The sequence below is a fragment of the Allotabrizicola aquatica (SeqCode) genome, assembly GCF_965194375.1.
GTDB classification, from domain to species: Bacteria; Pseudomonadota; Alphaproteobacteria; order Rhodobacterales; family Rhodobacteraceae; genus Tabrizicola_A; species Tabrizicola_A aquatica.
Genome location: NZ_OZ239428.1, coordinates 783,113 through 803,925 on the forward strand (window position 1 = coordinate 783,113; position 20,813 = coordinate 803,925).

Sequence of the window (20,813 nt, forward strand, 5' to 3'; positions counted from 1 at the left end):
ACGGGCGCGGCTGCCGCATCTTGGCCCCATGCGTCAGTTTGTTCCCCCCAATGTTCTTGCGGCCCTGTGGCGCTTTTACCGGCGCACAGAGCAGGCTGAACTGGATCTGATCGCGGCGGGGGTGGCCTTTTACGGCTTTCTAGCGATCTTTCCCGCTGCTGCGGCGGTGATCGCCATTTGGGGCTTTGTGTCGGACCCCGATGTGATCCGACAAGAGATGAACCTGTTGCGCCCCGTCTTGCCGCCCGACGTGTTCACGCTGATTTCTGACCAAGTTGAGGGGCTGATGTCCGTCAATTCCTCGAACCTTGGGGTGACGACGGTGCTGTCGACGGTCTTTGCGCTGTGGTCAGCGCGGGCGGGAATGGCGGCGCTGATCCGGGGGTTGAATGCCATTCACCAAAGGCCGAACCGGTCGGGTCATTGGCACCAACTGCGGGCGGTGTCACTGACCTTTGTACTGGTGGGGCTGGTTCTGGCGGCGCTGGTGTTGGCTGTGATCCTGCCACTGGTCGTGGCGTTCCTGCCCTTAGGCAGTTACAGCATTGGCGCCTTGCAGGGGGCCAATATGGCCTTGGGGCTGGGACTTGGGGTGCTGGCTATGGCGCTGGCCTATCGGCTGGGGCCGAACCACGGGAAAAACCCACCGCCCTTGCTGTCATGGGGCCTTTTGGTGGCGGTCGTGCTTTGGGTTCTGGCAACGCGGGGCTTCATGCTCTATCTTGAGAACTTCCCAAGCTACAACCGCATTTACGGCTCCATCGGGGCGGTGGCCGCGCTGATGATGTGGCTGTACGTGTCAGCCTATGCCGTGCTTTTGGGGGCGGCCGTGGATGCCGAACGGCACAGGGCCAAGCGTCAGTAATCCTTTTCCAAGAACACCCCGACGCCGGTGTTGCCACCAGACCCAGTGCTGCCGCGCAGGGTGATGCTGTCGGTCAGGTCAAAGTTCAGGTCGATCTGGGTTTTACCATCTTGGCCGACCGTCACTTCAGAATACAGGTTCTGGCCCAGATACTTGCCTGCGGTCAGTTCGGCTGCCCCTTCGGCCGAGGTTTTCACATCCAGATTGTCGAGCCCAAAGCCCTGCCTCAGCCGCGACACCACGCCTTCGCCGCCGCGCCCGGCCAAGGTTGCAACCGCGTTGGCGAGTTGCAGGGCCTGGAGGGCCGAAAGGTTCTGGAGCCCCTGCCCGAAGAGGAGGAGCGCCAAGACTTCTTCCTCGGGAAGTTCGGGAAATGAGGTGAAGCTGACCTTCGGGTCATCAGCGCGGCCCTCGATCAGGACATTCGCCGTGATGTCCTGACTTTCGGTGCTGGCCAGAACCCGCAGGAAGGGAACCAGATCGCCCTCAAGCTGCAAAAGCGCCTCATTAAGGGCAAAGCGTTTGCCCAAAATGTCGAGCCGCCCCCGGATCAGGTTAAAGGCACCGGAAGGCTGCGGGTTGGCAAGGCTGCCCTGAATCCGGACCTCGCCGCCAAGTTCAGCGTCAAGACCCCTGCCCCGGATGAAAAGCTGGTTCGCCGCTGCGATGGCCAGATCAAGCGCCAGATCGCTACTGCCACGGCGCCCGGTGGCGGCGCTGTCCAAAAGCCCGGCGTGGGCGCGGGTGGCGTGCACATCGGCCGGTTCGTTGACATGGCGCAGGTCCGGCAACCCCGCCGCACCGCCAAAGCCGGTCGAAGGCACGCGCAGTTCGGTCTTGATGAGGGTGATCTGGCCAGACAGCAGCGGCTGGTTCGCAAGCGGCCCGGTGAGTTTAAGTGCGCCCTGGGCTTGGGCCTCGTAAAGGTCAGGATCGCGCAGGGTGACACCGTCAAGCGCGATGCCAAGGGCAGATGGATAGGGTGCCGCAAGGCCGATCGTGCCGGCGACGGCCAGTTGGCCAGCGGTGGTCAGCGGCAGGGTGGCGGTCAGCTTGGCTTGGCCCCCAGCCAAATCGGCGCGGGCCGACATCCCGGTGACGCCAAAGGCAAGCGACGGGTCCGAAAGCCGGGCGTTGGACAGGGTGATCTGGCCTGCAAGGGATGAGATGGCCAAGGGGCCATTAAGGCGCAGATCAAAGCCCAGATCGCCAGACAGCGCGCGCGGGGCAATGAAGGCATTGGCAAGTGCTGCCTGCGCGCGTCCGGTGATCGTCAGATCGCCCTGCCCGGAAGTGATGCGCCCTTTGATGCTGGCATCAATCCCGCCCGGCCCTTGGCCCGTGACGTTCACCACCGCACCGTCAGCGTCATTAACCACCGAGCCAGAGAGTGAAAGCGCACCGGGGAATTCGGGGATCAAAAGGCCAAGGTTGCGCAGTTGGGCCTGAATGTCCAAGACCTGCCGAGTGCCGTCGGCCTGACCGGTGACATTGGCGGTCAGTTCGGGATTGGAAAGGCTGGCGCTGTTGATGCGCAGTTGGCCATCTTGCACATCTAGATCGGCGGCAAGGCGGCTTTGCCCGGCCAGAAGCCTGTCCACCTCGGGATTGCCAAGGCGGAGGCGCTGGCCGGTGGCCGTGGCCGTGATATGGGCGCGGTCCAAGGGGCCGATCAGCCGAACCTCGGCGGAAGTGGCGCCGCCATAGCCGCTGCCCAGCACGGAAAGATCCTGCAGCACCAGCGTGGCCGCAAGGTCGCTGGCATCACTTGAGAGGCGGCCCGTCAGGCTGCCGGAGATGCCATTGCCTGCAAGCGTGCCGTTCGACACCTGCATGCCGGTTTCATCGCGGCGGATATGGGCAGAAACTTGGGTTTGGCCACGCAAAAGCGGATCAAGCTGGGCTTGGCCGGTGGCCAGATCCTGCCCATCGGCTTGCAGGGATAGATCGAAGGCACCGGACAGCGGATCAAGGCGGCCCGAAAGCTTGGCCTCGGCGGCCCCTTGCAGGGGTTGGCCAGCCAGCGCGTCAAAGCGGGACAGATCGGCAAGGCTGGCGCTGATTTGTCCCGTGATCGGCAAACCATCGGCAAGGCTGCCGATCCGCGCCTCAGTGATGCGGGCCGCATAGTCTTGCCCCGACAAGGTCAGCGTTGGGATCGACAGGCCGGGGGTGTCGGTGGCGTAACTCACCACCGCATCGCCCGACAGAACCGAACCCAGCGCGCGGGAAAGGGCCGCATCGGTGGGCTGCAGACCTTCGGCGTCAAAGCGGACGCTTGCGTCAAACTGGCCCGGTATGATGCGCCCCGACCCCGACAGGACCAGCGACGACAGGCGCAGATCGTCCCGATCTAGGCCGGTAAGGCTGGCGCGGGTCGTCCAGCCATCACCGTCCTCGCGGTCATAGCCAAGCGCGATGTCGGCCGATTGAATGCGAACCGGCAGATCGGAGGTGAGCGGCAACAGAACCGCCGTACCGTCAGGTTGGGCGATGCGGCCTTGCAGATCAAAGCTGCGCGGGCTGCCATCAGCGGCGAGCGACAGCGCGCCAGTAAGGTCCAACGCCTGGGCGGTGAGATGGGCGCGGGTCAGGTCAAGCCGTCCGTCATCATGCGCGGTGCCTTGCGCGACAAGGCTGACGCGGGGGCCGAAGAACGCGGCATAATCCGGCAAAAAGAGGGGCGCGAGATCGCCCGCGAGGTTGGCGGCAAATCCGGTTTGACCTGTGACCGATTGGGTCACCACCCGCCCAGTCAGACGCGGCACGCCGTTGGTGGACAGGGCAAGATCAGCGATAAAGCCCGTGAACGGCCCTTTGCCCTTGACGGTCAGCTCGGCCTCGGGGCGGCCGGGGATGCCAAGGGCGTTGACCACAAGCCCATTGGCCCCTTCGGTCGCGCCAAGGTCGATTGCGAGGGTCTGGCTGGCGTTGGAGTAGCTCGCGGTCAGGGCAATACGGCCTGAGGGCCCGTCATCAAGGCGTTCCAACAGCAGATTTGCCGACCCCTCGCCACCAGAAAGGCCAAGCGCGGCGGTAAGGCGACCTTCAACCCGTTGGCCCAGAACCTCGGGCGCAAGGGTGATGCTGTCAGCAGCAAGGCGGCCAACGGTGATGGACACCGGCAGATCGGGCAGGCTGAACGGTTTGGCTTCAGGTTCCGGTCCTGTCGTGGCCGTCTGTGGCAAACGGTCGAGAATGATCTCGCCCGCATAAAGTTCGTTGACCGAGACATTGCCCGTCAAAAGCGCCGCGCGATTCCAGTCCAGCACCACATCGCGCAGGGTAAGCCAGACGCCTTGATCATCGGCAATGGTCAGTTCGGCCAAGCTGGCCTGCGACGAAAGTGCGCCCTGAAACCCGGTGATGACCACCTGCCGCCCAGCGCCAGACAGGTTGTCCTCAAGAAAGGCGGTCAGATAATCGCGGTCGCTTTGCTGAGCAAGACCCGGCAGCGGGGCTAGGCAAAGCGCGAGGCAAAGGGTGGGGACGGTGCGGCGTAGCATCAGAAGGCCTGCCCCAGTCCGAGGTAAAGCTGCACCCCATTTCCAGTGGTGCCGCCCACGGGCGCGGCAACATCCAGCCGAAGGGGGCCGACCCCGGTGGCATAGCGGATGCCCAACCCGGCCCCGGCGTGCCAATCGCCGGTATCCGTGAAAAACCCGTCCACATCGATGCGGCCAATATCGATGAAGCCCACGACACCGATCGTTTCGCTGGTCTTCACCCGCGCCTCGAGCGAGCCGCCGAGGAAGTGATTGGCGCCGATGGTGGTGTCTGTTGTTCCACGCGTCAGCGGGATGCCCAGCGATTGATAGGGCTGGCCGCGCACGGTGCCTGCCCCACCCGAATAGAACAGATCATCGCGCGGGGTACCCAAAAGCGAGGCGCCATAAATGGCACCCGCTTGCAGGCGGGCGGCGAGAACCAGTCTCTGCTCGGCCCCCAAGGCCCGAAACCCGCGCAGGTCCAGCTTGGCGCGCAGTCCGTTGTCAGTGATGCCAAAGCCGACAAAGGGCTTCGCCTCGGCATCGATCAGGAACCCTAGTTTGGCGTCGGTTTTGCTGTCGCGGCGGTCCCATGCCAGGCCCAAGGGCAAGGCTAGGTCGCGATAGGTGGCATCGCCCACCTCGTCGGTGATGTCGGCATAGCTGTAGGACAGGCCTGCCCGCCCGGTGAGGCTGTCGGAAAAGACATGGCTGAGCGTGACCGAGGTGGAGGCGACATCAGCATAGAAATCCGCCTCATCGAGATGGCCGAATTCGACCGCGAGGCCAAGATTGGTGTCAGGTGAAAACGTGGCGGGGCGGTCGAGTTTGGCGCCAAGGGTGTAATCGACCCCACTGGTGCCCGACCCGATATTTGTGACTTCGGCCCCCAGTTCCAGCCGCTCGGCCCCGCCCATCAGGTTGCGGTGCAGCCAGGTGCCCGAAAGCGTAAGCCCGTCAAGGCTGCCAAGCTCTGCCCCAAGGCTGTAGCGGCGCGGTTTTTGTTCGACGACCGTAGCGGTGATGCCCAGATAGTCGGGGGGCGTGATGGCGGCGTCTTCGGCAAGACTGACAGACGTGAACACGCCCGTACGGCGCAGGCGCGCGACGGCGCGGTCAAGCTCGGCCGGGTCAAACTGCTCACCTTCCGGGAGGCCCGCGATTTTCAGGATTCGGCCCTCGCGCATGCGGTCTTGTCCGGTGACGGTCAGCCGTCCAAAGCGCAAGACCGGGCCGGGGGCGATCTGGATATCGGCCGAAAGCGTGGCGCTTGCATGGTTGGCCACGATATCCTGCGCCGTGACCTTGGCCTTGGCGTTGCCTTGGCCGCGCCAGCCGTCGACCGCCGCCCCTGCCGCCGCGACGATGACGCCGCTTTCAGCAGGTGCGCCGATGCGAAAGCCATTGGGCAGACTGGGCCGGTTGGGCAAGGGGCTCACCGTGGCGCGCGACAAGGCAAAGCGCGGGCCGGGGTCAACCGTGATCTGGATGCGATCAATGCGGGCAGGGGCATCGAGCGGCGGGATCGCCGCCACTTCGAGGCCATCGGCATAGACGTGGATCACCGCCGAATAATGCCCACGGGCATAGAGCGCGTCGAGAAGCGCGCCATATTCGGCGCGGCCATCCGAGAGAATATCTTGCGCGTCGGTCTGGCCATCGCTTTCGGCGGCAAGGATCACCGAGGCCGATTTGAGCGCGCGGATCAGCTGGGCGTCTTCGGTGGCAACTTGGAAATCAACGGTGTCAAGCGCCTGCGCGCCGGATGCCGCAAGGGCCAGCGCAAGAAAACAAATCCGACCCATGGAGCGGATCGTTGCGGCAGCCATCATTTACCCCCGAAACTCGATGGAACAGTATCGCAAGCCTTGGGGGGATGCGCAATGTGACCTGAGGGGATTTGCCTGCAACGGCGGCAAACTGCCACCGGGATCAAGGTCGAAGCGGGGCGGTCTTGGCCACCTTGTGCTTGCCCGGTGCGGGGCGCTAGGTTTGTCTCCTAAACTTTCGCACAAGGTGCCCCATGACCTATCACGCCGACCCCAGCCGCTATGACCGCATGACTTATAACCGCTGCGGCCGTTCGGGGCTAAAACTGCCTGCCATCAGCCTTGGCCTGTGGCACAACTTTGGCCATGACACCCCGCATGACACCAAGCGCGCGATCTGCCGCACGGCCTTTGACCATGGCATCACGCATTTCGATCTGGCCAACAATTACGGCCCCCCCCCCGGCAGCGCCGAAGAGGCGTTTGGCGATCTGCTGAAAAGTGACTTTCGGCCGTATAGAGACGAAATGATCATCTCCTCCAAGGCGGGCTATGACATGTGGGCCGGGCCTTATGGCGAATGGGGCAGCCGGAAATATGTGATTGCTTCGTGTGACCAGTCGCTGAAACGGATGGGGCTGGACTACGTCGATATCTTTTACTCGCACCGCTTTGACCCCGAAACGCCGTTGGAAGAAACCATGATGGCGTTGGACCATATCGTGCGGTCGGGTCGGGCGCTGTATGTGGGGATTTCAAGCTATAACAGCCAGCGCACGCGTGAGGCAGCGGCGATTCTGCGCGACCTTGGCACGCCGATGCTGATCCATCAGCCCAGCTATTCCATCCTGAACCGTTGGCTAGAACGGGACGGGCTGAAAGACACGTTGGATGATTTGGGCGTGGGGTCGATTGCCTTTGTGCCTTTGGCGCAGGGGATTTTGACGAAAAAGTACCTCAACGGCATTCCTGAGGGCAGCCGTGCCGCGCAAGGCAAATCGTTGGACCCAGCCACGATCACCCCGCGTGCGATTGAGTCGGTGCGGGCGCTGAACGCGATTGCCGAGGCGCGCGGTCAGACGCTGGCGCAGATGGCGCTGGCTTGGGTTCTGCGGGACGGGCGCATCACCAGCGCGCTGATCGGGGCATCCAAGCCAGAGCAGGTGGTGGATTGCGTGGGCGCCGTGGCCAACACCAGCTTTACCGCTGATGAACTGGCGCGGATTGACGCGATTGCCGAAGAGCCGGACCTCAACCTTTGGGCGCGGTCCAGCGAAGGGGTTTGATCGCCTGAGACAGTCTCTAACCGGCAGGTTAGAGACTGTTTACCGCTTGATGCTTGCGGTCACATAGTTGACCGACAGATCCCGATCCGACACGGCCCAGCGCCATGAGACGGGGTTGAACACCATCCCCTTCTTGTCCACCGGATCAAGGCCGGCTTGGCGGATCAGACCATAAAGCTCATCCGGGGTGATGAACTTGGCCCAGTCATGGGTGCCTTTGGGCAGCCAGCGCATGACCCATTCCGCCCCGATGATCGCCATCAGAAAGGATTTCGTATTGCGGTTGAGGGTGGAGCAGATCATCAACCCGCCGGGCTTCAAGAGCTGCTGGCAGGCGGTGAGGTAGGCCAATGGGTCGGCCACGTGTTCCACGACCTCCATGTTCAGAACGACATCAAACTGCTCACCTGCTGCGGCCAGATCCTCGGCGGTGGTGTGGCGATAGTCGATGCTCAGGCCAGACTGTTCGGCATGAACCTGCGCCACTGGGATGTTGCGCGGTGCAGCATCGGCACCGACAACGGTCGCCCCCAGCCGCGCCATGGGTTCGGACAATAGGCCCCCGCCACAGCCGATGTCGAGAATCCGCAGGCCCGCAAAGGGCGCAGGCCCCGCAAGATTGCGGTCAAACTCCGCGGCGATCTGGCTGGTGATGTAATCCAATCGGCAGGGGTTCATCAGATGCAGCGGTTTGAACTTGCCGTTTGGGTCCCACCACTCGGCAGCCATGGCTTCGAATTTGGCCACTTCGGCGGGATCGATGGTGGTGGTCATGCAGAACTCCTTGCACACGGCCGCGATGCGGCGCAGTCTTTGGACACTATATAGGACGATGATGGACCAGAGATCAGGCCAAAAGCGCGCAGTCGATTACCTTTATCCGAGTCTGGACCCCTTTGACCAAAGGGTGATCGACGTGGGTGAGGGGCATCGGGTGTTTGTCGAGCAATGCGGCAATCCGGCGGGTGTGCCGGTTTTGGTGTTGCACGGCGGGCCGGGGGGCGGATGCAGCCCGGCGATGCGGCGCTATTTTGACCCCGCGCATTACCGGGTGGTGCTGTTCGATCAGCGCGGCTGTGGGCGCTCGCGCCCCCATGCCAGTGTGGACGACAACACCACATGGCATCTGGTGCGCGATATCGAATTGATCCGGGAGACGCTGGGGATTGACCGGTTTATCCTGTTCGGAGGTTCATGGGGGGCCACGTTGGCGCTGATCTATGCGATCAGCCATCCCGAGCGGGTGGCCGCTATGGTGCTGCGCGGCGTGTTTTTGATGACGCGGGCCGAGTTGGACTGGTTCTATGGCGGCGGGGCGGGGGCGTTTTACCCCGAACTTTGGCAACGGTTTTTGGCCCCCATTCCCGAGGATGAGCGGTTTGACCTTTTGGCCGCCTATCATCGGCGGCTGTTCTCGGGGCATCTGGGCGAAGAGACCCGCGTGGCGCGGACGTGGACGGCGTGGGAAAACGCCTTGGCCTCGGTGCATGGAGACGGCACAACAGGCGATGGACCGGCGGAATATGCCCGCGCCTTTGCCCGGCTGGAGAACCATTACTTCGTCAATGGCGGCTTTCTGGACGGCGACGCGTGGATCCTGCGCAACCTGGACCGGATCGCGCAGATCCCCACCACCATCGTTCAGGGCCGGTTTGACATGATCTGCCCGCCCACCTCGGCTTGGGCCTTGGCGCAGGGCCTCCCGAAAGCGCGGTTGCACATGATTCCGCTGGCAGGACATGCACTGTCCGAGCCGGGAATTTCCGACGCGCTGGTGCGCGCGATGAACCAGTTGCGCGCATAATCCCCGCGACCGGGGGTTGTAATAGCGAGATTGTGATCCATCTTGGTACAGCGGGCCGGGCCCCTCTGACGCAGCCACTGCGTGATGTCGGACCGCATCGAGAGAAACCTCGATGTCAGCCCGGCACATGTGGCTGACCTCGTCATGGGGAAAAAGGGTCACATGGAATTTCTAACTTTGCTTTGGTTGGGCAAACCCATTTGGATGTGGGTTTTGTTCATTTCGATTGTCCTCAGCCTGCTGGTGCTGGATCTGGGGGTGTTTCACAAGGACGACCACGAGATCGGCGTGGCAGAAAGCTTGAAGATGTCGGCTTTCTACATCGCGCTAGGCATCAGCTTTTCTGGCTTTGTTTGGTGGCAGATCGGTCCCACCGAAACTGCGCAGTATCTGACGGCCTTTGTCGTGGAAAAGACGCTGGCCTTGGACAATATCTTTGTCATTGCGCTGATCTTCAGCTTTTTCGCGGTGCCACGCCAATATCAGCACCGGGTGCTGTTCTGGGGTATCTTGGGTGTGATCGTGTTGCGCGGCATCATGATCGGCCTTGGGGCGACGATTGTCGCGCAGTATCACTGGGTGCTTTATATCTTTGCGGTGTTCCTGATCCTGACTGGGATCAAGATGCTGATGGCCGACGACAAGCCTTATGACATTGCGTCAAATCCCATCCTGCGCTTCCTAAAAAACGGTTCCATGTGACGGATGAGTTTCATGGCCACGACTTCTTTGTGAAAAAGCAACATCCGGAAACCGGCAAAGTCGTGCGCTTTGCCACGCCACTGTTTCTGGCACTGGTGATGATCGAGTTCGCGGATCTGGTCTTTGCTGTTGACTCGGTGCCTGCGGTGTTCACCATCACCACAGACCCATTCATCGTTTATACCTCGAACATCTTTGCGATCTTGGGGCTGAGGGCGCTGTATTTCGCATTGGCGGCGATCCTGCACCGCTTTGCCTATCTGAAATACGCGCTGTCGATCTTGCTGGTTTTCATCGGGTCCAAGATCTTCATCGCCGATATCATGGGTTGGGAGAAGTTCCCGCCAGAATGGTCCTTGGGCATTACCTTTGCCATTCTGGGCGCCGGTGTTGTGGTGTCCTTGTGGAAAACCAAAGGTGACAAAGAGCAACCTGCGCAGTAACCGTCGCATAACCCCTTCCCCCGCAGGCCGGTTCGGCCTATGCGGGGGAAAAGCGCGGAGGCAGGGATGAGCTTCAACACCTTTGGTCACATGTTCCGGGTCACCACCTGGGGCGAAAGCCACGGCCCGGCGATTGGCTGCACGGTGGACGGCTGCCCACCCGGCATTGCCCTAAGCGAAGCCGATTTGCAGCCATGGCTGGACCGGCGCAAACCGGGGACGTCGAAGTTCACCACCCAGCGCAAAGAACCCGATGAGGTGCGCATCCTTTCGGGGGTGTTTGAGGGGATGACGACCGGCACTCCGATTTCGCTGTTGATCGAGAACACCGACCAGCGGTCCAAAGATTATGGTGACATCGCGCAAGCGTTTCGGCCGGGCCATGCCGACATCACCTATCACCAGAAATACGGCGTGCGGGATTATCGCGGCGGGGGTCGGTCCTCGGCGCGGGAAACGGCGGCGCGGGTGGCAGCGGGCGGCGTGGCGCGGGCGGTGATTGCTGCGCTGGCACCCGGTATGACGCTTCAGGGTTACATGGTACAGATGGGCCCGCGCGGCATTGACCGGGCGCGGTTTGATGCGTCTGTGGTTGAGGAGAACCCGTTCTGGTGCCCCGATCCAGTGGCGGCCGAAGAGTGGGCGGCCTATCTGGATGATTTGCGCCTGTCGCACAATTCGGTGGGCGCGGTGATTGAGGTGGTGGCCCATGGCGTGCCTGCCGGCATTGGCGCGCCGCTTTATGCCAAGCTCGACAGTGATCTAGCCTCTGCGATGATGTCGATCAACGCGGTGAAGGCGGTGGAGATCGGTGATGGCATGGCTTCAGCCAGCCTGACGGGCGTGGAAAACGCCGACGAAATCCGCATGGGGCCGAATGGGCCAGAGTTTCTATCGAACCATGCGGGCGGGATCTTGGGCGGCATTTCGTCGGGGCAGCCCGTGGTGGTGCGCTTTGCGGTCAAGCCGACCTCGTCGATCCTGACACCACGCCAGACGGTGAACGTCCGGGGCGAAGAGATAGATCTGATCACCAAGGGGCGGCACGACCCTTGCGTCGGTATCCGTGCGGTGCCGGTGGGCGAGGCGATGATGGCCTGTGTGCTGGCCGATCATCTGCTGATGGACCGGGGCCAAACCGGCGGGCTGCGCGGGCAGATCGGCGGGGCGTGACGCCAGCTCGGTGCCCGCGCCCGTCCCTCGGGCGCGCTGTCTCGCGCCTTGAGGTGCAGGTCAGGCGGCGCCAGTAAAGCCACTCGCAAGGTCCTGTGAGACAAATGCAAACCCGTCTCGGTTTACCCAACTCCAGCCGAGTGACAGGCGCCTAGCCGGCTGCGCCGCAGCGACTACCGGCCTGTTGTCGCCAGCGCTGAGCGGAAGTTTATGGGATTGTTGAGCCGTAGGATGCTTTTTCCGTCGACGAGAACCTCGGTCGCAGTTGATCGCGAGGGGGATGAGACGGCTTGAACAGCGAGGTTGGACAGCATGAGGGTTGCGCTATGGAGGCGCTCTTCAGCGCGTTCGGCACGATGGTCGGCAGCCGCCAAACGCAATTCAAGCTTTGCGACCTGATCACGGTAGGCGTCACGCTGAAACTTGGTGATCTCAAGAGCGACGGAGAGTTCAAGGGCCCGCTGTCTGTGGTCCGTTCTGGTCTTGGTCATGAGCGTCGTCCCCTCTGGTCACGTGTGCTGAAGTTATCTGGTAACTTTGGGTTTACAACGAGACCGATTGGGTGGCTTTCGCACCGTTTGGGGCGGCGGAGATGGTGCAAGGCTTGCTGGGCGCGGCAATTTCTTGTGGTATCAAACAACAAAGCCCCCCGCGAGGGAGGCGTATGTATTTGTTATCGTGTTTATATTTAATGGTTTCGGGGGCGCACAGCCTACAATGTCGCAAGATCGTTTTGTCGGCCCCTCGCAAATCCAAGAAACCACGAATGGGCATGATTTCTGCAGCGTCACATTCAGCTGCGTCATTTTCAACACCGCATCAAAGATGAGATGTTGGGAAGTCTTTTCTAGGACAGCTACTACCCTTCTCAGCCTTCTTCGCGTCCTCCAAAAAGTGGGATCATGCTATCTCAGTTGATGGGCCACTTCACGGGGGCACTCCAACCTGTGACCGGCGGCCTTGATGAAGGCTGTGTACCGGGTCCTAATCAGACAAACGATTTTGGAAGATCGTGCCCCCTTGTTTGGTGTAGTTTCTGGCACGACCACCAGAAATCTAGAAAACGCGACAGGCAGCGCGCCAGCGACTGGGCAGTGTCGAAAACTAAGCCGCAGACCGTGCAAGCGCCGCTGGAGAACCTTTGCGGTCTTGGTCCTGTCCGCTACTGAACGCTTATGTGTTTTCTAAAGCGCGGAATACCCCGCCCTTCCTGCCGACCAAGTTCGTATGGGAGAGGGCATCGTGGACTCGGGCCAGTCAATCAGCACAAGATCAGCGCGCAATCCCGGCGCTATGCGGCCACGGTCTGTCAAAGACATGGCTGCGGCTGGGTTGGATGAAACAAGCTTCCACAACGCATGCAGAGGCGCGACTTCATCAGACAACAGCCGAACCATCGCACCCATCATCGCAGGATAGAAGTAATCCGAGGCAAGGATATCACAAAGCCCGCGCCTGATCATGTCAGCGGCACCTGGCGAACCCAGATGGCTCCCCCCCCGCATGGCATTCGGTGCACCAAGCACGATCCAGTCGCCTGCCTCTCGTGCGGCGACAAAAACCCGCTCATGCATCGGAAATTCCGCAATTTCGGCACCTTGTGCGCGATAAAAGGCGCGCGTTTCGATTTGGCTATCATCATGGCTCAGCATCGGCGCGCTATGGTTGCGGGCCATCGTTGCGACACTGTCAACAAGACCGACAACCTCCGGGCGGCGCTCCCAGACCGCTGCCATCAATGCCACAAAAGCTGGGGTGGTCATGTGAGATCTCTTGGCACGACTTTCCATTTTGGAAGCAAAGGCCTGCGAGGTCATGTCGGTCACGGGATAGTCGGGCACCATATCAAGGGGGCGATCGTGCAGCGCAATCGACGGGTGCAGAAGGGCTGCTGTTGTATGGTCATTGAACGCGACCGAAGGACGTTCCGGCAATTCTAGCGCCTCAGAAATCAAGGGCAACGCTTCGGGGCAGAAGGTCTCCCAGCGGAGTTGGAGGCGGTTTTCTACCGTCATTCGCGACCTGAGTTTGGTAAGACCGCGCAGCACTTGCCAGCCCGTATCGACGGATCGCAGCCCCGGTTCCCAGCTTAGCGTCAGGGCATGATAGGCGGTGGCAATACCATTCGCAGCCAGTTGTCGATCGGTCTCCAGGAGTGCGGCCTCGATCGGGACAGTGACACCAGGGCGCGGCATGATTTGTCGTTCAAACGCATCGCCGTGGATGTCGACAAATGCAGGGGCAAGGATCTTGCCCTTCGCGTCAAGAACAGAGGCCCCGTCTCGTGCGGTGTCGATGCCAGTGATGCGGCCGCCTTCGATACGGACTGAGGCCCGCTCGATACGGTCATCAAGAACCACGCGCGCGCCTTCGATAAGGACCGGCTCCATTACAGGCGTTCCGCAAGAAGGTGCCAGTGCCAAGAGCCGGGCTTTTCATGTTCGCGATCTTCAAGCCGCCAAAGTTCGAAGCCAGCGAGCAAATCCACCAAGCGGGCCGCATTGCAAAAATAGTGCGGATGAACCTTGTCACCATCCCCTTCAAACACCCAGGTTCCAGGCGACAGTTCTCGGCCTGGAGCTTTTGCCTGTTCAATAGGCAGGCGACGCAATGACAGCATTGTTGCCATGAAGGTCCCACCGGGACGCAGGACGCGTGCCACCTCGGAAAAGCTGCGGCGGACGACGGTTTCGTCGCCATGATAGATCACATTCCAGGACAAGACATGGTCAAAGCTGCCGTCGGCAAAGGGCAAATCTGCCATGGAGCTGAGGCAGGTCTCAATCCGCAGTGTTTCCCTTTGGGCCGCATCGGCGATGCAATCGATAGAAGCTTGTGCGGCGTCCAGCGCAACAACATCATGACCAAGCCGCGCCATGGCCAAAGAATGCCGTCCGATCCCTGCACCCAGGTCAAGGATCCTGCTTCCCGCGGCCAGGGTTTCCGTATGGGTCATGACCTCGGGCTCGGGCGTGGCCCAGGGCGACGTGGCATCCGCTTTCTGCCATTCCATGTTCCAGTAGATATGTGCGCTTTCAGTCGTCATGGCGAGTCTCTCAGATAAGTTTTGAACGGATCCAGCCAGACCCTTGTTCGACGATGAGCACCAAGGCGAAGAGCATCAGGATGATCGTCAGCGCCTCATCATAGTTGAACAGATCAAAGGCCACCTTCAGGTCCACCCCGATGCCACCGGCACCGACAAGCCCAAGTGCCGCTGAACCCCGAACCGCCTTTTCGAGCGCAAAAAGTGACGTAGCCGTGAACGAAGGCAGGCAAGCCGGGAAGATCGCCGAGAATATGATCCCGAGGCGGCTCGCCCCAATCGCACGCAGGGCGTCTTGAGGTCCAGTATCTGCCTCTTCCATCGCTTCGGCAAAGAAGCGTCCAGCAAAGCCAATCTTGTCCACCATGATAGCCAGAACGCCTGCAGCGGGACCCAAGCCGACCATGATGATAAAGAAGATGGCCCAGACCAGATCTGGAATGGTGCGAAACAGGGCGATGATCGCGCGCGCGGTGTGTCGCAGCAACGGGTGTGGGGACAACCGGTCGGTGGCGAGAATTGCAAAGGGCACAGCAAAAAACAGCCCTAGGGCTGCGCCCGCAACTGCCATTTGCAATGTTTCCAAGAGCTTGAGTGCAATCCGGTCGATGCGGGAGAAGTCAGGCGGAAACATCTACGCCAGAAAACCCGATGGCGCGAATAGCCTTTCGATGCCGCGCCCTAGGGCTCCAAGTTCAGGCGCTGTCGCCGTCAGGCTGCTGATCACCAAGGCAGCGACAACCACAATTCCCAGATACTCGGCAAGGCTGCGATGACGAAAGCGCGGTACATGCATTGGACTGTCAGCCATGCGTCACTCCTCGAAAAAGCGACGAAGCTGGGCCGCGTCGGTGGATGACGTCGGGACATCCATCACAATCGAGCCCTTCTGAAGGCCCAGGATGTGGTCAGAGAATTCCAAAGTGTGTTCCATCCGGTGCGAGATGAACAACAACGTAAGCCCGTCCTGCCGGGCCAGATCTGACAACAGGCGCATAACCTCTTCGCCCGACTGGGGGTCGAGGCTCGCATCCGGTTCATCCGCGAGGATGATCGCCGGGCGCTGCATGAGCATCCGCGCGATGGCGACCCGCTGTTGCTGACCGCCCGAAAGGCTATCAACCCGTTGCAAGGCTTTGTCTGCCAGACCGACGCGGGACAGGCAGGCCAAGGCTTCTTGCCGCACGGCTTGTGTGGCCAGCGATTGGAACCAAGTCCGTGGCCCTGACATGCGCGCCTGAACACCGTGGACCACATTGGTCAAAGCCGACAGGCGCGGCACAAGATTGTGTTTTTGCCAGACAACACCGACCTGCGACCGAAACTGCCGCAAATCTCGAGGGCCAAGGCTCACAACATCAAGGCCCAGCATATCAATTTTTCCAGAACTGGGTTCCACCAGCCGGATCAGGCATTTCATGGCCGTAGACTTGCCCGAGCCATTCGCGCCGATAAGCGCTGTGGCGACACCCGCATGGACAGTAAAATCAAGCCCATGCAGAACTTTGACGTCATCAAACGCCTTGGCAAGGCCCGACACCGAAAGCACAGGCCCCGCAAGAGCGGAGCCTGTTAGGGTCGGCAGATCGCGAACCGCTACGTTCATCAGTAAGTTACTCGCCGACGAACTGGGTAAACTCGGTTACACCCACGTTTTCGAACATCTTGCGCACACCGTCATAGTCAGCATCCGTCACAGTCGCTTTGAAGCTGCCGCCTACATACTTGGCGTTTGCCTCGGTCGAGGTGATTGCAGCTAGAAGCGCATCGCCGTGTTCGGTGAAGGTTTTGCGGACGGCATCAACGACCTCCGCCGGCACTTTGGACGACGCCAGCAGGATATCGTTGGGAAGCTCGTCACCTTTCAACAAAACGCGCAGCTTCTGGTCAGGGTACGCCTCAGATATGCTTTCGATGTGCGTACGATTCAGGCCAATTGCACCGATCTCACCTTTGATCATTGCTTCCATTGCCACGTTACGCTTCAAGAAAACGGGTTCATAATCTTGGCCATAAACGAGCCCCGCATCAGCAAGCAGAGAGGCGGGCTGCAGATGCTGCGAGGTTGAGCCGATTTCACCAAACGAAACTTTCTGGCCCTTCAGATCCTCGGCAGACATAAGAGGTGAAGCATCAAGCACGACGACATTCGAGTAGTAGTCCGGCCGGTTCCAGGTGACGACAGGCTGCGCGTCAAGGCGAGCATTGAACACGACATATTCTGCAGGGCCGGTCAAAACAAAATCAATCTGTTCAGCCGCCATGGCTTCGACCGCGACGGTGCGGCCAGACACTGGGAAGAACTCAACTTTAAGGCCTGAGGCAGCCTCAAACGCTTCCTTGAAGGGCCCCATCTCGGTCTGGAGGGCTTCAAGGCCATCAATGTCGGTTACCGCAAAGCGGATAGTCTCCTGCGCGAATGCAGCATTCGCACAAAATGTTGCAAGAGCAATTGCACCAGCTTTCAGAAAGGCGTTCATGCGTTGTCCCTCATTTGAGTATCGATGAGAAACGCTTAGGGCGCGAACGTGACACCGGGGTTTCGGCCGGGATTCGTTTCTGTGACACTTCAACCGTTTTGGCGTCACGAAAGGCTTTTCCTTTGGAACCTATTGGAAGATGAAGAGAGCCGTGCTGCGGAAAGCGGCCTATTGCTGACACAGGCAGATTGGGTCGCGACCCTAGATTTTCTGATGGCCTGCTTAGGTCCGCCTGAGCAAAAACAGGGCCACCGTTGCCAAAGCTCCAATCCCAGCAGTCAGCCAGATCGCCTGCAGACCCCAGGTTTCGAGCGCTGCACCGAAAAGTAGCGGTGCAGCGGCCTGCAGTATGCGGGCCGGGGCGTTCAGCCAACCCAAACGCGCCCCATATCCCCTCGTCCCAAACAGCGCGAGGGGCAGCGTGCCCTTTCCTATGGTCAGGATTCCGTTGCCTGCGCCATGCATAACAGCAAAGACATAGGCCGCCGGTCCTCCAAAAGTTAGAAGGCAGACCGCAGCAACTGGATGAGCTGAGGCTGCAAGTCGGGCTGAGCTAAGTGGATTGAACCGGCGCAGAAGCCCGAACTCAAAAATCCGAGCGGCAACTTGTGCTGGACCGATGAGAGCGCCCGCCGCAATTGCGACTGCAACGCTAGCTCCTGATGCTTGGAGCAACCCAGGCAAATGCGCGGCCATCGCGGTTGAGTTGAACCAAGTAGAAGCAAAAACAAATGACAAGAGAAAGAGCGCCAATCTTGGCGGCTCTGCATCTTCGGAGGTATCACTTACGCTGGGCTTATTCGTGCTCTTGGCCGTGGGCAAAAGTGCATTTAGTGGCAGCGCCAGAAGCAAATGGATAAGGGCCCAACCTATACAAGCCTCGCGCCAACCCCATGTCGCCAGCATCAAACCTGATAAGGGCCAACCAACGGTACTCGCGAAGCCAGCAATTAGGGTTATCCCGGTTATGGGCCGGCGGGCATCTTTTCCATATATGCCTGCCAGTGTTGCAAAGGCAGCCTCATAAAGCCCAAGCCCCATCCCAAATCCAATGATTGCCCAGCCAAGGAATAGAACGGCTAACGAAGGCGCGAGGGCGAGCAGAACAAGTCCCAAGGCGAAAAGCACGTTAGAAATCATCAATACGCCGCGGCCACCAAGCCTATCGATGCGGGCACCAGCCCAGGGCCCAACGAGGGCAGAAACGATCAGGGCTATGGAGAATGCTCCGAAAACCCAAACGGGATTGAGAGAAAAGCTGGCCGCCATTGGCGCTGCGAGCACGGCGGGGATATAGTAGCTTGAGGCCCAACTAATGGTCTGAGCGCTGCCCAAGGCTGCAATCACAACAGTCTGGTGCTTTGGTTCGACGGCACACCTCATTTATCTGTGCTCATTCGTTCCTCAAAAAGGCTGCGCTGCGAGCATTTGACTGTAAAGGACTTGGCCATATCAGCGCCAACGCGGGCGTCGTGCTCGGGGCCAAGACGCCTGCTCACAGGCTTAGTATTTGCTTGGGACATAGAGCTCAGGTGGCAGGACGGCACGCTCGTAGTCAGGGTTGAAAACGCGATCTGGCAATTGGATGTCGTCATGCGGCACCGCTTCATAGGGAAATCGGCTGAGCAGATGATCTATGCAGTTCAAACGCGCACGCCGCTTGTCGTTTCCCTCGACAATGTACCATGGGGCCTCGGGGATGTTGGTTCGGTCGAATATGTCCTCCTTGGCTTTTGTGTAGTCTTCCCACCGTACACGCGATTGAAGATCCATCGGGGAGAGTTTCCACTGTTTCATTGGATCGTGAATGCGCATCGTAAAGCGAAGTTGCTGCTCTTCATCGGTGATTGAGAACCAATACTTGAGGACGATGATACCAGATCGGACGAGCATTCGTTCAAACTCCGGGACATCCCGGAAGAACTGCTCGACCTGATCTTCAGTCGCGAAGCCCATGACACGCTCGACACCAGCACGATTGTACCATGACCGGTCAAACAAAACGATCTCACCACCCGCAGGTAGATGCGGGACATAGCGCTGGAAATACCATTGCGTACGTTCGCGGTCGGATGGCGCAGGCAACGCAACGACACGGACGACACGCGGGTTTAACCGCTGAGTGATGCGTTTGATAACGCCACCCTTGCCCGCGCTGTCTCGCCCCTCGAACAGTACAACGACCTTCTTTTTATGGTGGCTTACCCAGTCCTGTAGCTTTATGAGTTCGGCTTGAAGGGCGAACAGGCTATCAAAATAGGCTTTATTGCCAATGCTGTCCGGATGGGCTTGGCGGTAGAGCTCAGCGACCCCCTCAGACAGAAATGTGTCATCTGTCAGCTCAGCCTCCTCCTCCAGACTATCTGTGAGGTCGGACATCAGCCAGTCACGCGGCACGCTGGGCCTAGGTGGCAGTCCTTCAGTGGCGCCATTCCTGTCGCCCAAAATTGCATCATCCGTCACCGGCAACCGATCCGACGGGTAGGGCAAGAGACGCTTTAGCAGACTTGAAAGATACGACACGCGCGGCATGGTCATAGCTGTGGCTCGTTACGAGGGAGAGTTCCAAGTTTGGGGCTTTTTGACTGTGATCATTAGCAAACACACAACCAGCCAGCACCCGGCTCTCATGCAAGCCGACGTTCCACAAAACATTTATGACAACCCATTAGAATGCACAGATGCAATCCATCCTGGCGGGCGCTGGTATAGCCGGTCTTGCGGTGCCAATGATAGTGGAACATCGGCCGATGATTATTGACAGCGCTGGGGCTGCGGGTAGGTTTTCTAAAAGTCGAGTTAACCGGATGAGGGCATAATGGCGCGACACCTGATTACGGCTTCGGCGCAAATGGGACCAATTTCCAAATCCGAAACTCGCAAAGACACCGTGGCCCGCCTCGTGGCAATGATGCGCGAAGCACATGGTCGTGGGGCTAAGTTGGTGGTCTTTACCGAAATGGCGTTGACCACTTTTTTTCCACGCTGGTTGATCGAAGACGAGGCTGAGCTGGACAGCTACTATGAAACCGCAATGCCCTCGCTTGCCACTCAACCACTGTTTGACGAGTCGGCAAAGCTGGGGATCGGTTTCTATTTGGGCTACGCCGAACTTGTGGTCGAAGGCGGGGTAAAGCACCGCTTTAACACGTCAATTCTAGTCGATCAGACCGGCAAGATTGTTGGAAAATACCGTAAGGTGCACCTTCCGGGTTGGGCAGAGCCACTACCAAACCGGCCCTTTCAACATCTGGAAAAGCGCTATTTTGAGCCCGGAGATCTTGGCTTTCCTGTCTGGCGCACGATGGGTGGCATCATGGGCATGTGCATCTGCAATGACCGTCGCTGGCCCGAAACCTACCGCGTGATGGGTCTGCAAGGGGTAGAGATGGTTATGCTGGGTTACAACACGCCCTTTGGCCATCTGAATAGCGAGCCGATGGACAGCCTAACCCTTTTCCATAACCATCTGTCGATGCAGGCAGGGGCCTATCAGAACGCAACTTGGGTCGTCGGCACCGCAAAATGTGGCAACGAGGAGGGGTCGAAGATGGGTGGCCAGTCCGTGATCGTTGCCCCAAGTGGAGAGATTGTGGCGCAAGCCGTTACCGTCGAAGACGAAGTAATCACCGCGAAATGTGACCTCGATATGGGGCGCATGTATAAGGACACCGTTTTCAACTTTGCCCAGCACCGTCGGCCCGAGGCGTATACCCTCATCACCGAACGTGCAGGGGCAATTCTGCCGGAGTAGGCC

Annotated in this window: 19 protein-coding genes; 7 read left to right on the forward strand and 12 right to left on the reverse strand. The window is 59.9% G+C overall.

Annotated features, from left to right (window positions below):
* Positions 1–28 precede the first annotated feature (28 nt).
* Entirely contained in the window at positions 29–865 is an 837-nt protein-coding gene (locus AC72UB_RS17045; protein ID WP_505190781.1) for a YihY/virulence factor BrkB family protein, read from the forward strand.
* Here AC72UB_RS17045 and AC72UB_RS17050 read toward each other — a convergent pair.
* The gene (locus AC72UB_RS17050; protein ID WP_505190782.1) at positions 859–4,371 is read right to left on the reverse strand and encodes a translocation/assembly module TamB domain-containing protein; all 3,513 of its coding nucleotides are present in this window, start codon (positions 4,369–4,371) and stop codon (positions 859–861) included. The two genes, AC72UB_RS17045 and AC72UB_RS17050, sit on opposite strands and share 7 nt — an antisense overlap.
* The gene (locus tag AC72UB_RS17055) at positions 4,371–6,182 is read right to left on the reverse strand and encodes an autotransporter assembly complex protein TamA (RefSeq protein ID WP_505190783.1); all 1,812 of its coding nucleotides are present in this window, start codon (positions 6,180–6,182) and stop codon (positions 4,371–4,373) included. The genes AC72UB_RS17050 and AC72UB_RS17055 overlap by 1 nt, the downstream gene beginning before the upstream one ends.
* 194 nt (positions 6,183–6,376) lie before the next feature.
* Between AC72UB_RS17055 and mgrA the strand changes: the two genes are divergently transcribed.
* Entirely contained in the window at positions 6,377–7,408 is a 1,032-nt protein-coding gene (gene mgrA / locus AC72UB_RS17060; protein ID WP_505190784.1) for an L-glyceraldehyde 3-phosphate reductase, read from the forward strand.
* Positions 7,409–7,447: 39 nt separating this feature from the next.
* Here the strand turns inward: mgrA and ubiG are convergent, their stop codons facing one another.
* On the reverse strand, positions 7,448–8,182 hold the full coding sequence (gene ubiG / locus AC72UB_RS17065; protein WP_505190785.1) for a bifunctional 2-polyprenyl-6-hydroxyphenol methylase/3-demethylubiquinol 3-O-methyltransferase UbiG: 735 nt from the start codon (positions 8,180–8,182) through the stop codon (positions 7,448–7,450).
* A gap of 61 nt (positions 8,183–8,243) precedes the next feature.
* On the opposite strand from ubiG, the gene pip reads away from it, so the two are divergent.
* From pip to aroC, 4 genes are all read left to right on the forward strand, one after another.
* Entirely contained in the window at positions 8,244–9,212 is a 969-nt protein-coding gene (gene pip / locus AC72UB_RS17070; protein WP_505190856.1) for a prolyl aminopeptidase, read from the forward strand.
* 84 nt (positions 9,213–9,296) lie between these two features.
* Positions 9,297–9,914 (forward strand): TerC family protein, encoded by a 618-nt coding sequence (locus AC72UB_RS17075; RefSeq protein WP_505190786.1) that lies wholly within the window; start codon positions 9,297–9,299, stop codon positions 9,912–9,914.
* 29 nt (positions 9,915–9,943) lie between these two features.
* A complete protein-coding gene (locus AC72UB_RS17080) occupies positions 9,944–10,357 on the forward strand; it encodes a TerC family protein (RefSeq protein WP_505190787.1) in 414 nt (137 codons plus the stop codon).
* 66 nt (positions 10,358–10,423) lie between these two features.
* Positions 10,424–11,530, forward strand: coding sequence for a chorismate synthase (gene aroC / locus AC72UB_RS17085; RefSeq protein ID WP_505190788.1), 1,107 nt, complete (start codon positions 10,424–10,426; stop codon positions 11,528–11,530).
* Positions 11,531–11,703: 173 nt separating this feature from the next.
* Here aroC and AC72UB_RS17090 read toward each other — a convergent pair whose 3' ends face one another.
* The 9 genes from AC72UB_RS17090 to ppk2 form a co-directional block, all read right to left on the reverse strand.
* Positions 11,704–12,021, reverse strand: a complete 318-nt coding sequence (locus AC72UB_RS17090; RefSeq protein ID WP_463291020.1) for a hypothetical protein — start codon at positions 12,019–12,021, stop codon at positions 11,704–11,706.
* A gap of 693 nt (positions 12,022–12,714) precedes the next feature.
* Positions 12,715–13,920, reverse strand: a complete 1,206-nt coding sequence (locus AC72UB_RS17095) for an alpha-D-ribose 1-methylphosphonate 5-triphosphate diphosphatase (protein ID WP_505190789.1) — start codon at positions 13,918–13,920, stop codon at positions 12,715–12,717.
* Positions 13,920–14,576, reverse strand: a complete 657-nt coding sequence (locus AC72UB_RS17100) for a class I SAM-dependent methyltransferase (RefSeq protein ID WP_505190790.1) — start codon at positions 14,574–14,576, stop codon at positions 13,920–13,922. Before AC72UB_RS17100 ends, AC72UB_RS17095 begins: the two co-directional genes overlap by 1 nt.
* 10 nt (positions 14,577–14,586) lie before the next feature.
* Positions 14,587–15,210: a phosphonate ABC transporter, permease protein PhnE gene (phnE, locus tag AC72UB_RS17105; protein ID WP_505190791.1), complete on the reverse strand. Its 624-nt coding sequence runs from the start codon at positions 15,208–15,210 to the stop codon at positions 14,587–14,589.
* Positions 15,211–15,387 carry a hypothetical protein gene (locus AC72UB_RS17110; RefSeq protein ID WP_505190792.1) on the reverse strand — a complete coding sequence of 59 codons (177 nt, stop codon included), beginning with the start codon at positions 15,385–15,387 and terminating at the stop codon, positions 15,211–15,213. It abuts the gene before it with no gap.
* Between the two features lie 3 nt (positions 15,388–15,390).
* On the reverse strand, positions 15,391–16,182 hold the full coding sequence (locus tag AC72UB_RS17115; RefSeq protein ID WP_505190793.1) for a phosphonate ABC transporter ATP-binding protein: 792 nt from the start codon (positions 16,180–16,182) through the stop codon (positions 15,391–15,393).
* A 7-nt stretch (positions 16,183–16,189) separates the two neighbouring features.
* Entirely contained in the window at positions 16,190–17,056 is an 867-nt protein-coding gene (locus tag AC72UB_RS17120) for a PhnD/SsuA/transferrin family substrate-binding protein (RefSeq protein WP_505190794.1), read from the reverse strand.
* 222 nt (positions 17,057–17,278) lie between these two features.
* Positions 17,279–18,439: an MFS transporter gene (locus AC72UB_RS17125; RefSeq protein WP_505190795.1), complete on the reverse strand. Its 1,161-nt coding sequence runs from the start codon at positions 18,437–18,439 to the stop codon at positions 17,279–17,281.
* Positions 18,440–18,559: 120 nt separating this feature from the next.
* Positions 18,560–19,435 carry a polyphosphate kinase 2 gene (ppk2, locus tag AC72UB_RS17130; protein ID WP_505190857.1) on the reverse strand — a complete coding sequence of 292 codons (876 nt, stop codon included), beginning with the start codon at positions 19,433–19,435 and terminating at the stop codon, positions 18,560–18,562.
* A gap of 439 nt (positions 19,436–19,874) precedes the next feature.
* On the opposite strand from ppk2, the gene AC72UB_RS17135 reads away from it, so the two are divergent.
* Positions 19,875–20,810, forward strand: coding sequence for an N-carbamoyl-D-amino-acid hydrolase (locus AC72UB_RS17135; RefSeq protein WP_505190796.1), 936 nt, complete (start codon positions 19,875–19,877; stop codon positions 20,808–20,810).
* Positions 20,811–20,813: the final 3 nt, after the last annotated feature.